The organism is Jiangella ureilytica (genome assembly GCF_004348545.1).
Taxonomy (GTDB): Bacteria; Actinomycetota; Actinomycetes; order Jiangellales; family Jiangellaceae; genus Jiangella; species Jiangella ureilytica.
On record NZ_SMKL01000113.1, the window covers coordinates 1 to 12,450 of the forward strand.

Genomic DNA, 12,450 nt, shown 5'->3' on the forward strand with positions numbered 1-12,450 from the left:
TGCCCAGGGTCTCCCCGTCCCCCTGATAGCTGCCCGTTCTTAGGCCGCGGGGACCCGGGTCAAGTCCAAGCCCCCCAACCACACGGTCAAGCAACCACAGAGGGCGCGGACTTGAGGCGGGTGCCCGCGGCTAAGAGAATGGGCAGCAGGGGGACGGGGAACCCCAGCCGACCCCGACGCACCAAGGACGATCAGTCCGCGGCTTGGTCGACGGCACGGCGCAGAATCTGCTCGAGCGCCGCGGCGTCGACGTCGCCGAGGCGCTTCACATAGAGGCAGCCCTTGCCGATCGTGTGCTTGCCGAGCCGGGCGAACAGGTCGGCGTAGCCGTCGAGGTCGCCGGGCAGGTAGATCGTCAGGGCCTGTTTCCGCGGCGAGAAGCCGACGTCGAACCAGTCGAGCTCGCGGCCGGTGTCGTAGCGCAGCCGGCGGGAGCCGAAGCCGACGATGCCGACGCCCCACATCGCGGGTTCGGCGCCGGTGACCGAGCGCATCAACGCGCACACCGCGACAGCGTCGGCGCGACGGACGGGGTCGGGCACCTCGGCGAGGAACGCCTCGACGCTGTCGTCGTTCCGCGAGGTCTTCAGCTCCGCCATGTCGCACATCATGGCGGACGATCCGGACACATCTCCACTACCCGAGGGGGTACAGATCAGGAGATCCGGACTATACGACCTACGGCATCGTAGGTTACGGTGCCGTAAGGAAGGTGCCCCTTACACACGGAGACTCCATGGCTTCCACGGACACGGCGAACAGCCCGCAGTCCCCGGCGCAGAGCGACCTCCCTCGCGGCACGCTGTCGGGCGACACTCAGACGCTCGGCGAACGGATCACCATCGGCGTCTTCATCGCCGTCCCGTTCGTCGCCCTCGTGGCCGCGATCCCGATCGCGTGGATGGGCGGCTACCTGAGCTGGCTCGACGTCGTGCTTGCGGTCGTGTTCTACGCGTTCACCGGGCACGGAGTCACCGTCGGCTTCCACCGGCACTTCACCCACAAGTCGTTCAAGGCCAACCGCGCGGTGAAGAACACGCTGGCCATTGCCGGCAGCATGGCGGTCGAGGGCCCGGTCATCCGCTGGGTCGCCGACCACCGCCGGCACCACAAGTTCGCCGACAAAGAGGGCGACCCGCACTCCCCGTGGCGCTACGGCGAGACCGTCCCCGCGCTGATCAAGGGCATGTGGTTCGCGCACATGGGCTGGCTCTTCGACGTCGAGCAGACCGACCAGCGCAAGTTCGCCCCCGACCTCATCAAGGACCCCGACATCCGCCGCATCAGCAAGCTCTTCCCGCTCTGGGTCGCGCTGTCGCTGCTGCTGCCGCCGATCATCGGCGGGCTGGCGACCTGGTCGTGGCACGGTGCGCTGACGGCGTTCTTCTGGGCCACGCTGGTCCGCGTCGGCCTGCTGCACCACGTCACGTGGTCGATCAACTCCATCTGCCACGCCATTGGCGAGCGGCCGTTCGAGAGCCGCGACAAGTCCGGCAACGTCTGGTGGCTGGCGTTCCTGTCCATGGGCGAGTCGTGGCACAACCTGCACCACGCCGACCCGACCTGCGCCCGCCACGGCGTGCTCAAGGGCCAGATCGACTCCAGTGCCCGGATCATCTGGGCGTTCGAGAGGGCCGGCTGGGTGTGGGACGTCCGCTGGCCCAGCCCGGAGCGCATCGAGTCCAAGAGGGTCGACGACTACGGCGGCGAAGCCAAGCTCATCGCCGACTGACCCCCCTTCGCGGACTGACACCGACGCACCACGGGAGCATGATGGGGCGCGTGACCGACGATGTCGCGACGAGGCCGCGCGCCACGCCCAGCAGAGTCCGGATGACCGGCAAGCAGCGGCGAGAGCAACTGCTCGACGTGGGCCGCGCCCTGTTCGCGGAGCGCGGCTACGACGGCACGTCCATCGAGGAGATCTCGGCCCGCGCCGGCGTCTCGAAACCGGTGGTCTACGAGCACTTCGGCGGCAAGGAGGGGCTGTACGCCGTCGTGGTCGACCGCGAGATGGAGCTGCTGCTCGACCGCATCACGACGGCGCTCGCCTCGGCCACGCACCCACGGGTCATCCTCGAACGCGCCGCTCTGGCGCTGCTCGACTACATCGAGACGTCCACCGACGGCTTCCGCATCCTGGTCCGCGACTCCCCGGTCGCCCACTCGACCGGCGGGTTCGCCAGCCTGATCTCCGACGCCGCGAGCCAGGTCGAGCACATCCTCGCAGCGCAGTTCAAGGCGCGCGGGTTCGCCACCAAGCACGCGCCCATGTACGCGCAGATGCTGGTCGGCATGGTCGCGCTGACGGGCCAGTGGTGGCTCGAGGTGCGCTCGCCGAAGAAGGCCGACGTCGCCGCACACCTGGTCAACCTCGCCTGGAACGGGCTGTCCGGCCTCGAGCACAAGCCCCGCCTCACCGGCGAGTGACGGCGAGCGGGCTTCCCCGCGCGCCGTCGCTCAGAGGCAGATCTCGATCCCCAGCAGGATCACGCACACCAGCGAGCCGTCATCGTCGTCCTCGTCCGGGGGCGGCTCCGACGGCGGCGACGGCTTCGGGGTCTCCGACGGCGACGGCTTGGGCGGCGCCGGCGGCTCGACCGTCGGCTCCGGCTCCGGCTCGTGCGGCGGCGTTCCGGGCGACGACGGCGACGGCTGGGGCTCGTCGTCGGGTGACGACGAGGGCGGCGAGGACGGGGTGTCGTCCGGCCGGCCCGGGGTGTCGCCCGGCGGCGAGTCCGGCGGCGCGTCGTCCGGCGGCGCGTCGTCCGGCGAGCCCGAGGGCCGCTGTGTCGGCGACCCGGGCTGCTCCTCGTCGTCACCACCAGCGGCCGGCGAGCCGGTTCCCGTCGGACCCCCGGCCGGGGTCGGCGAAGGATCCGACGGCAGGCCACCCGCCCCCGGCCGGCCTGCCGTCGGCTGGGGTGACGGGGTGCCCGTCGCGGACATCTGCGCCTGCCACCGAGGCGTTGACGTGTCCCGCTTCCGGTCCTGGGCCTCCGGATACTGCCCCTCCGAGTCATCCGGTGCCCCGTCGCGCCTGGAGGCCGCCGGCTCGCCCTGGTCGGCGACGACGGCGACGACCGGGACGAGGAGCGCGGCGAGCGCGACGAACTTCAGGACGTGCCGGCGGACGCGCCACAGCGTCTGGGCGGCGCCGCTGGGCGCCCGTTTGTGTCCCCCCACGAGAGGAGAAGGTAGCGTCCTGCGATCACTCTGCGTGGCGTTTTGGCGGAACTCGTGCCGATGCGCCGCCGTTTGGCCCGATGGGCGTCACTGTGCGTGGCTTCGCAACGGCTCGCCGACGTCGTGCATGTGCCGCAGCGCGATGCGGTAGGACTCGATCAGCGTGGTCTCCGCGTACGGCACGCCCAGGTCGGAACAGTACTGCCTGACGATCGGCTTCGCCTTCCGGAGGCTGGGCGTCGGCATGTTCGGGAACAGGTGGTGCTCGATCTGGTGGTTGAGCCCGCCGAGCGCCACGTCCATGAGCGTGCCGCCGCTGACGTTGCGCGAAGTCAGCACCTGCTTGCGCAGGTAGTCGAGCTCGTCCTCCTCGGTCAGCGTGGGCATGCCCTTGTGGTTGGGCGCGAAGGTGCAGCCGAGGTAGATGCCGAAGAGCGCCTGGTGCAGCACGACGAACGCGATCGCCTTGCCCACGGGCAGCACGGCGAACACCAGCGTCAGGTAGCCGGCGAAGTGGGTGAGCAGCAGGCCGAGCTCGAGCCGTCGCTGCTTGAGCCGCGGGTCGAGCGTGGCCCGGACGCCGGCGACGTGCAGGTTGAACCCCTCGAGCGTGAGCAGCGGGAAGAACAGGAACGCCTGCCGTGCGGCGATGATGCGCGTCAGCCTGCCGGCCTTCCCCGCCTGCCGCTCCGACCAGACGAGGATGTCCGGCGACACGTCGGGGTCGAGGTCCTCGTGGTTGGGGTTGGCGTGGTGGCGGGTGTGCTTGTCCATCCACCAGCCGTAGCTCATGCCGATGCCGAGGTTGCCGGCGATGCGCCCGGCGATCTCGCTCGGCCGGCGACGACGGAACACCTGCCGGTGCGCGAGGTCGTGGGCCACCAGGGCCACCTGGGCGAACACGACGGCCAGGACGGCCGCCAGCAGCAGCGTCCACCACGAGTCGCCGACCGCGGCGAAGACGCTCCACGCCGCCGCGTATGCCACGGCCACGAGGCCGATGCGCACGGCGTAGTAGCCGGGCCGCCGGTCCAGCAGCCCGGCGTCGGCGATCCGCCGGGACAGCCGGGCGTAGTCGCTGCCGGGGCGCGGAGCAGCGGGGATGTCGGTATCGGTGGTCATACCTCGATCCTCGGAGCCGGCCGGGTCCCGGCGACATCCCGGCACCACCCGTCTCGCCCTGGGGACAGCCCCACCCCGGGGTGGGATCAGGCGGGCTTGCGGCCGACAGCGAAGATCCGGCGGTACGGCAGCACCGTGCCGTGCGGGCCGGGCGGGTAGGCAGTGCGCAGCAGGTCGCGGTACTCGGCCACGAACACGTCCCGCTCGGCGCCGGACAGCGCGGCGAGGTACGGGCGCAGCCCCGTGCCGCTCATCCACTCCAGCACCGCGTCGTCGCCCTGCAGCAGCTGGACGTACGTCGTCTCCCAGACGTCGGCGGCGAGCCCCAGATCGAGCAGCGCGTCGAGGTACGCGGCGGGCTCGTGCGCCGACGGCCGCTCGAGGTCGTGCAGCGCCGGCCACCGGTCGCCGGCGGCCAGTTCGCGCAGCAGGACGTGCGCCGGCTCGGCGAAGTTGCCGGGGATCTGGAAGGCGAGCCAGCCGCCGGGGGCGACGTGCCCGGCCAGCCGCGCCAGCAGCTCCAGATGGCCCGGCACCCACTGCAGCGTCGCGTTGCTGAGCAGCACGTCGACCGGGCGCTCCGGCGCCCAGTCGCGCAGGTCGGCGTGGACGAACTCGACCCCGGCGGGCGGGTCGGCCGGTGTCGCGGCGATCATCTGCGCCGACGAGTCGACACCGACGACGTGCGCGCCCGGCCAGCGCCGCGCCAGCCCGACGGTGAGGGTGCCCGGCCCGCAGCCGAGGTCGGCCACCTCGGCGACGGTGCCCGGGTCGGCGGCCACCTGGGCGATCAGGTCGGTGAACGGCCGGGCCCGCTGGCCGGCGAAGGTCAGGTAGCGATCGGGATCCCACACACCCCGAAACACACCACGCCGAATCTCTCGGCGTCAAGATGCTTGGCGAAGGCCGTAGAGTCGGACCATGGCGCAGGACGAGGTCGACCGGCTGACCGAGGCGTGGCGGCACGAGCGGCCCGACCTCGACGTCAGCCCCATGGAGGTGCTCTCGCGCGTCAGCCGGCTGGCCCGGCACCTCGACCGCGAGCGCCGGGCCGCGTTCGCCGATCACGGGCTCGAGCCCTGGGAGTTCGACGTGCTGGCGGCGCTGCGCCGGGCCGGCGAGCCGTACGAGCTGTCTCCCGGCGTCCTGCTCGGCCAGACGCTGGTCACCAGCGGCACCATGACGGCGCGCGTCGACAAGCTCACCGCGCGCGGGCTGGTCAGCCGCCGCCGCGACGAGGACGACCGCCGCGCCGTCCGGGTCCGGCTCACCGAGCTCGGCAAGAAGTCCGTCGACGCCGCGCTGGAAGGGCTGCTGGCGAACGAGCGCAGGCTGCTGGCCGGGCTCGACACCGAGGAACGCACACGTCTCGGCGACCTGCTGCGCACGCTCGTGCTCCCCTTCGACGACGCACCGAGCTGACCGGTTCATCCGTTGAGTGGTTAGTCTGACGTCGACCATGGGCTCCGCACTGCGCTCCTCCCGCAGCCACCGCGCCTGGATCGCACCGGTGGCTGCGCTCGTCGTGCTCGGGTCCGGTGCGCTGCTCCCGGCGGGCGCCGCGACGCAGACGCCACCGGCCTCGGAATCGGGCGCCGCGACCCCGGCGCCGTCGCCCACCGTCCTCGAGCCGCCCGCGGACTCCCCCGTCGACGAGATCGTCGGTGGCGCCGACCTCGCGGCCACCGGCGTGCCGCTGGTGTCGCCGTCGGCCCCGCCGCTGCCCACCGTCGACGCGCAATCCTGGCTGGTGGCCGACGCCGAGACCGGCGACGTGCTCGCCGCGTACAGCCCGCACGAGCGCCGTCCGCCGGCCAGCACGATCAAGCTGCTGACGGTGCTGGCGGCCGGCTCGTCGCTCGACCCCGAAGAGACCTACGTCGCCACCGAGGCCGACACCTCGGTCGAGGGCAGCCGCGTCGGCATCGTCGCCGCCCAGACCTACACCGTCGAGCAGCTGCTGCACGGCCTGCTGCTGGCGTCGGGCAACGACGCCGCGCACGCCATCGCCGAGGCGGCCGGCGGCCTCGACGAGACCGTCGGCCGGATGAACGACGAGGCCCGCCGGCTCGGCGCGTTCGACACGAAGGCCGTCACGCCGCACGGCCTCGACACCCCCGGCCAGCTGTCGTCGGCGTACGACCTCGCGCTCATCGGCCGCGAGGCGCTCGACGACGAGACCATCGCCCGGCTGGCCGGCACGCCGGTGTACGACTTCCCCGGCACCGACGGCGCGACCTTCCAGATCCAGAACCAGAACCGGCTGCTCGGCTCGTACGACGGCGCCATCGGCCTGAAGACCGGGTTCACGACGCTCGCCGGGCACACGTTCGTCGGCGCCGTGGAACGCGACGGCCGGCTGCTCATCGCCACGATCCTCGGATCCGAGGGACGGGCCGAGGACGCCGCGGCCGCCCTGTTCGACTGGGCGTTCGCCGCGCAGGAGGCGCCCGCGGTCGGCCACCTCGTCGAGCCCGACGAGGTCGAGGCCATGGTCACCGAGGCCGCCGACGACGGCGACATCATCGGCCGCAACCCGCTCGAGGACTACGAGGACGTGCTGACCGGCTCGGGCGGCAGCTCCGAGGGCGTGCCACCGGTGGTCTGGCTGAGCCTCGCCGCGGCGGCACTGGCCGGCGGGCTCGGCTTCGCCCTGCGCCGTCGGCGCCCCAAGACGACGGGCCGTTACTCCTCGAAGTAGCCGCGTCAGTCGTCGGAGCGGCGCAGCGCCGAGGCCGCCGTGCGGGCCGCGCGGGTCACGAAGATCCCCAGCGCGACGCCGGCCGCTCCGAGCACGGCGCCGGCAGCGACCCCCGTCGCCCGGATCTGGACGGGCGTGAGCACGTCGGCCGGAGCCGGCACGGCGGGCTGCACGCCCCGGGTCTGCGACTGCATCGCCTGCGTCGTCTCAGCCCGCTCGGACGCCTCGAGCTGGTCGATGGCGCTCTCGGCGGTGAGGGCGGCGGCCACCATGAGCAGCCGGGTCACCAGATAGATCCAGGCCAGCATCGCGACCGGGGTGGCGAACGCCGCGTACGAGTTCTGCGTCGCCGTGCCGACCACGTACTGAACCAGGAACTGCTTGAGGATCTCGAAGACGACCGCGCCCAGCACCGACACGACGATCAGGTTGCGGAAGGGGACGACGATGCGCGGCAGCCCGGCCAGCATGTAGGCGAACAGCGCGGTGCTGGCACCGACCGACACGAGCCCGGTGATGAGCCGGATCAGCCAGCCGCCGCTGCCGAGCCCGAGCCAGTCGAGCACGTCGCCGGCGAACGAGACGACCACGACGCTGGCGCCGGTGGAGATGAGGATGAGCAGGCCGAGACCGGCGAGTGCCGCGATGTCGAGGGCCTTGCGCACGACGATGTTGCCGGGCTGGTCGTCGAGGCCCCACATGGACCGGACGGCGGCGCGGACGGAGTCGACCCAGCCGAGGCCGGTGAAGAGCAGGACGCCGGCACCGATGACGCCGACGGCGCCGGCGTTCTCGTGGAACTTGCTCACGTCGACGTTGAGGCCGGGCAGGTTCTCGTTGACGATGTCCTGCACCGTCGCGACGCCCGAGGGGCCGGCGACGGCGCTGACGAGAGCCGCGGCCAGGACCAGCAGCGGGAACAGCGACACGAACCCGTAGAAACTGGACGCGCCGGCCAGTCGGTTGCCCCGCAGGTCGCCGTAGCGCTTCCAGGCTCGTAGCGGCAACGTCAGCTGCAGCCGGTCCCAGACGGCGCGGAGCCGGGCGATCACACGCGGGCTGCCTCTCCCGTCAGGACGAAGTCGCGTTCGCGCCGCCAGTACCCGTCGTCGCCGTGCTCATACAGGCTGAACGCGGCGACGTCGAAGCCGGCGTCGTAGCCCGCCAGGGTGTCGAAGGCGTTGTCCATCGCCTCTTCGGACACGTGGTGGGCGACGGTGACGTGCGGGTGGTAGGGGAACGAGAGCTCGACGTCGAGCGGCCCGGTGCGGATGGCGTCGGACAGCCGCTCGCACGCGGAGATGCCCTGCGCCAGCGCCACGAAGACCACCGGCGACACGGGCAGGAACGTGGCGGTGCCGCGCAGGTGCACCCGAAAGGGCGCGAACCGGCTGGCCACCTTGTCGAGGTGCTCGTACAGCCCGGGCCGGTCGGCGTCGGCGATGAACCTGGGCGGCAGCAGCGTGATGTGCGCCGGGATGGCGTCGGCGAGCGGGTCGCCGAACGAGCGCCGCCAGTCCTGCAGCTCGCTGCCGTAGGGCTCGGGGATGGGGACGGCCAGTCCGATGGTCTGGCCGGCGGGTCGGGGGTCGTCAGTCACCGGGTCACCGCGCTGCGAGGAACCCGACGCGCTCGTACACGGTGGCGAGCGTCGGCGCGGCCACCTCGCGGGCCTTCTCGGCACCTCGGGCCAGGACGGCGTCCAGCTCAGCGGGGTCGTCGAGGAGCTCGTGGACCCGCTGCTGGAACGGAACGACGACGTCGAGCACCGCCGCCGCCACCTCCTTCTTCAGGTCGCCGTACCCCCGCCCGGCGAAGTCCTGCTCGATCTGCGCGACCGGGCGACCGCTGAACGCAGCCAGGATAGTGATGAGGTTGGTGACTCCGGGCTTGTTCTGCGCATCGGCCACGACCTCGCGCCCGGTGTCGGTGACGGCGCTCTTGATGCGCTTCTCGATGGTCTTGGGAGAGTCGAGCAGCTCGATCAGCCCGGACCCGGCCACGCTCTTGCTCATCTTGGCGGTGGGTTCCTGCAGGTCGTAGATCTTCGCCGTGGCCTCGGGGATGTAGGCCTTGGGCAGCACGAAGGTGTCGCCGAACCGGGTGTTGAACCGGCCGCCGAGGTCGCGGGTGAGCTCGATGTGCTGGCGCTGGTCCTCGCCCACCGGCACCTGGTCAGCGTGGTAGAGCAGGATGTCGGCGGCCTGCAGGATCGGGTAGGTGAACAGCCCGACGGTGGTGCTGTCGGCGCCGGCGCGGGCGGACTTGTCCTTGAACTGCGTCATGCGGCTGGCCTCGCCGAAGCCGGTGATGCAGCTGAGCACCCAGGCGAGCTGCGGGTGCTCGGGCACGTGGCTCTGCACGAACAGCGTGCTGCGCTCGGGGTCGACGCCTCCGGCGAGGTACTGGGCGGCGGTGACACGCGTGCGCTCGCGCAGCTGGGCGGGGTCGTGCCCGGCGGTGATGGCATGCAGGTCGACGACGCAGTAGAAGGCGTCGTGGTCGTCCTGCAGCGCGACCCATTGCCGCAGCGCCCCGAGGTAGTTGCCCAGGTGCAGCGACGCGTTCGTCGGCTGCATGCCGGAGAGCACACGGGGGCGGCGACTGTTGGTCATACGGTCATTCTGTCAGTCACTGCGCGACGGGACACGCCGGTGCACCCATCCGCCGCCGCCCGGGGCCCGCCCAGGGCCCGCCGTGACGCCGTCCGGACGGCGTTACATAGCATGACTCGCCGGGCACCCACCGCCGGACGAGGAGACCCCGCCGCATGGCCGCACCCACGCTCGGACGCGGGCGGCTGGCGGCACCCGCCGCGCCGGTGCGAGCCGTCCACCTGGGCCTCGGCGCGTTCCACCGGGCGCATCAGGCCTGGTACCTGCACCGCATGGCCGAGCCGTGGGGCGTCGCCGCGTTCACCGGCACCCGTCCGGACGCCGCCGCCGCGCTGGCGCCTCAGGACGGCCTGTACACGCTGCTCACCCGCTCACCCGACCGCGACCATGCGGAGATCATCCCCACGCTGTCCGAGGTGCACGACGGCGCCGACCTCGCCACGTGGCGGGCCCGGCTGGCCGACCCCGGCGTCGCGCTGGTCACGCTGACGATCACCGAGGCCGGCTACCGCGGCGGGACGGCGGCCGAGCGGCTCGCGCTGGGCCTGGACGCCCGCCGAGCCGCCGGCGCCGGCCCGCTGACGATCGCCAGCTGCGACAACCTGGCCGGCAACGGCGCCGCCGCGCGCGCCGTCGTCCTCGAGGCCTGCACGGCGCGCGACCCGTCACTGACCGCGTGGGTCGACGAGAACGTCGCGTTCCCCTCCTCCATGGTCGACCGGATCACGCCGCACGCGACCGACGCCGACCGCGCCGCCGCCGAGCGGGCCACCGGCTACGCCGACGCGGCCCCCGTCGTCACGGAGCCGTTCAGCGAGTGGGTCGCCGAGGACGCCCTGCGCGCGGTCGCGCCCGGGCTGGCCGACGCCGGGGTGACGTTCGTGCCGGACGTGACGCCGTACGAGCGGCGCAAGCTGTTCGTCCTCAACGGCGGCCACTCGCTGCTGGCCTACGCCGGGCCGCTGCGCGGGCACGACACCGTGGCCGCCTGCATGGGCGACCCGGAGCTCACCGGCCCGCTGGAGCAGTGGTGGGACGAGACCGGCTGCGTCCTCGGCTTCCCGCCCGGCGAACTGGCGGCGTACCGGGCGGCCGTGCGCGGGCGGTTCGCCAACGCGCGCATGGGGCACCGGCTCGCGCAGATCGCCGCCGACGGCTCACTCAAGCTGCCGGTGCGCGCGGCCGACGTCGTGCGCGCCGTTCGCCGCCGCGGCGCCATGCCCGACGGCGCCGCCGTCCTGCTGGCGGGGTGGCTGCTGCACCTGCGCGGCCACGGCGTCGCCCTCGCAGACCCGGGCGCCGCCGCCCTCGCCGACGGCGTCCGCTCCGCCCCCGACGCCCACCGAGCGGCCGCCGTCGTCGTCGGCCATGTCGTTCCCGACCTCGCGGCCGACCACGAGCTGGTCGACCGCGTGGCCGTCCATGCCAGCCGAATGGAGTCAGCCGCATGACGACCATCGAGTCCGCCGAGGTCATCGTCACCAGCCCGGACCGCAACTTCGTCACGTTGCGGCTCACCACGGACGAGGGGCTGGTCGGCCTCGGCGACGCGACCCTGAACGGCCGCGAGCTCGCGGTCGTCTCGTATCTGCGCGACCACGTGGTGCCACTGCTGTTGGGTCGCGACCCGCACCGCATCGAGGACACCTGGCAGTTCCTCTACCGGGGCGCGTACTGGCGACGGGGTCCGGTCACGATGGCCGCGATCGCCGCCGTCGACGTCGCGCTGTGGGACCTGAAGGCGCGCGCGGCCGGGATGCCGCTGTACCAGCTGCTGGGCGGCGCGTCGCGGACCGGGCTGCTCGCGTACGGGCACGCGTCCGGCCGAGACCTGCCGGAGCTGTTCGACAGCATCCGCGACCACCTCGACCAGGGCTACCGCGCCATCCGGATCCAGACCGGCGTCCCCGGTCTGCAGACCATCTACGGGGTCGCGTCCAACGCCCGCAGCGCCGAGCCCACCGGCGCCGCCGGCGGCGGCCGCTACGACTACGAGCCGGCCGGCCGCGGTGCCCAGCCACAGGAGGAGGACTGGGACACCCGCGCCTACCTGCGCCACCTGCCCGGCGTGTTCGAGGCGGTCCGGGGCGAGTTCGGTCCGGAGCTGCCGCTGCTGCACGACGGACACCACCGGATGACGCCGATCGAGGCGGCCCGGCTGGGGAAGGCGCTGGAGCCCTACGACCTGTTCTGGCTCGAGGACTGCACGCCGGCCGAGAACCAGCAGGGCCTGCGGCTCGTGCGGCAGCACACCACCACCCCGCTGGCGATCGGCGAGGTCTTCAACACCGTCTGGGACTACCAGACCCTGATCACCGAGCAGCTCATCGACTACGTCCGCTCCGCCGTGACGCACACCGGCGGCATCACGGCGCTGCGCAAGATCCTCGACTTCGCCGCGCAGTACCAGATCAAGTCCGGCATCCACGGTCCCACCGATATCTCCCCGGTCGGCATGGCCGCCGCCCTGCACCTGGACCTGGCCATCCACAACTTCGGCATCCAGGAGTACATGAAGCACGGCGCCAAGACCGACCAGGTCTTCCAGCAGTCCTTCCGCTGGGAGGACGGCCTGCTCCACCCCGGCGACCAGCCCGGCCTCGGCGTGGAGCTGGACGTCGACGAGGCGGGACAGTACCCCTACGTCCAGGCGTACCTGCCGTACAACCGCCTCGCCGACGGCACCGTCCACGACTGGTGAATGATCACAGTGAGATGCTTTGTGGTCCTGGGGTCGGGTGCGGCTGACTCGAATGATCAGTGACCGTGGTGTCTTGTGAACGACCTGTCGTCGTGCCCGGTCCTGGGGTTTGCACGCGACCGGAC

The 12,450-nt window shown here is 72.3% G+C and carries 13 protein-coding genes; 6 read left to right on the plus strand and 7 right to left on the minus strand.

Features of this window, described 5'->3' with window-relative positions:
- Positions 1-191: 191 nt before the first annotated feature.
- Positions 192-599: a DUF1801 domain-containing protein gene (locus tag E1212_RS27850; RefSeq protein ID WP_131988601.1), complete on the minus strand. Its 408-nt coding sequence runs from the start codon at positions 597-599 to the stop codon at positions 192-194.
- A 137-nt stretch (positions 600-736) separates the two neighbouring features.
- On the opposite strand from E1212_RS27850, the gene E1212_RS27855 reads away from it, so the two are divergent.
- Positions 737-1,732, plus strand: a complete 996-nt coding sequence (locus E1212_RS27855; RefSeq protein WP_131988603.1) for an acyl-CoA desaturase — start codon at positions 737-739, stop codon at positions 1,730-1,732.
- Between the two features lie 41 nt (positions 1,733-1,773).
- Positions 1,774-2,430, plus strand: a complete 657-nt coding sequence (locus tag E1212_RS27860) for a TetR/AcrR family transcriptional regulator (RefSeq protein WP_420814450.1) — start codon at positions 1,774-1,776, stop codon at positions 2,428-2,430.
- A 30-nt stretch (positions 2,431-2,460) separates the two neighbouring features.
- Here the strand turns inward: E1212_RS27860 and E1212_RS27865 are convergent, their stop codons facing one another.
- The 3 genes from E1212_RS27865 to E1212_RS27875 all read right to left on the minus strand — a co-directional run bounded on the left by E1212_RS27865 (position 2,461) and on the right by E1212_RS27875 (position 5,162).
- On the minus strand, positions 2,461-3,186 hold the full coding sequence (locus E1212_RS27865) for a hypothetical protein (protein ID WP_131988607.1): 726 nt from the start codon (positions 3,184-3,186) through the stop codon (positions 2,461-2,463).
- 87 nt (positions 3,187-3,273) lie between these two features.
- The gene (locus tag E1212_RS27870; protein ID WP_131988609.1) at positions 3,274-4,308 is read right to left on the minus strand and encodes a fatty acid desaturase family protein; all 1,035 of its coding nucleotides are present in this window, start codon (positions 4,306-4,308) and stop codon (positions 3,274-3,276) included.
- Between the two features lie 86 nt (positions 4,309-4,394).
- The gene (locus E1212_RS27875; RefSeq protein ID WP_238992515.1) at positions 4,395-5,162 is read right to left on the minus strand and encodes a methyltransferase domain-containing protein; all 768 of its coding nucleotides are present in this window, start codon (positions 5,160-5,162) and stop codon (positions 4,395-4,397) included.
- Between the two features lie 67 nt (positions 5,163-5,229).
- Between E1212_RS27875 and E1212_RS27880 the strand changes: the two genes are divergently transcribed.
- Both E1212_RS27880 and E1212_RS27885 read left to right on the plus strand, forming a co-directional pair.
- Positions 5,230-5,730: a MarR family winged helix-turn-helix transcriptional regulator gene (locus tag E1212_RS27880; RefSeq protein ID WP_131988613.1), complete on the plus strand. Its 501-nt coding sequence runs from the start codon at positions 5,230-5,232 to the stop codon at positions 5,728-5,730.
- Positions 5,731-5,746: 16 nt separating this feature from the next.
- Entirely contained in the window at positions 5,747-7,009 is a 1,263-nt protein-coding gene (locus tag E1212_RS27885) for a D-alanyl-D-alanine carboxypeptidase family protein (protein ID WP_131988615.1), read from the plus strand.
- A gap of 5 nt (positions 7,010-7,014) precedes the next feature.
- Here E1212_RS27885 and E1212_RS27890 read toward each other — a convergent pair whose 3' ends face one another.
- From E1212_RS27890 to trpS, 3 genes are read right to left on the minus strand one after another with little or no spacing between them, the layout of a single operon-like run.
- A complete protein-coding gene (locus tag E1212_RS27890) occupies positions 7,015-8,061 on the minus strand; it encodes a YihY/virulence factor BrkB family protein (protein ID WP_131988617.1) in 1,047 nt (348 codons plus the stop codon).
- The gene (locus tag E1212_RS27895) at positions 8,058-8,609 is read right to left on the minus strand and encodes a 2'-5' RNA ligase family protein (RefSeq protein ID WP_131988619.1); all 552 of its coding nucleotides are present in this window, start codon (positions 8,607-8,609) and stop codon (positions 8,058-8,060) included. The genes E1212_RS27890 and E1212_RS27895 overlap by 4 nt, the downstream gene beginning before the upstream one ends.
- Positions 8,610-8,613: 4 nt before the next feature.
- On the minus strand, positions 8,614-9,624 hold the full coding sequence (trpS, locus tag E1212_RS27900) for a tryptophan--tRNA ligase (RefSeq protein WP_131988621.1): 1,011 nt from the start codon (positions 9,622-9,624) through the stop codon (positions 8,614-8,616).
- A 155-nt stretch (positions 9,625-9,779) separates the two neighbouring features.
- Between trpS and E1212_RS27905 the strand changes: the two genes are divergently transcribed.
- Positions 9,780-11,075: a mannitol dehydrogenase family protein gene (locus E1212_RS27905; RefSeq protein WP_131988623.1), complete on the plus strand. Its 1,296-nt coding sequence runs from the start codon at positions 9,780-9,782 to the stop codon at positions 11,073-11,075.
- The gene (gene manD, locus E1212_RS27910) at positions 11,072-12,325 is read left to right on the plus strand and encodes a D-mannonate dehydratase ManD (protein ID WP_131988625.1); all 1,254 of its coding nucleotides are present in this window, start codon (positions 11,072-11,074) and stop codon (positions 12,323-12,325) included. Before E1212_RS27905 ends, manD begins: the two co-directional genes overlap by 4 nt.
- Positions 12,326-12,450: the final 125 nt, after the last annotated feature.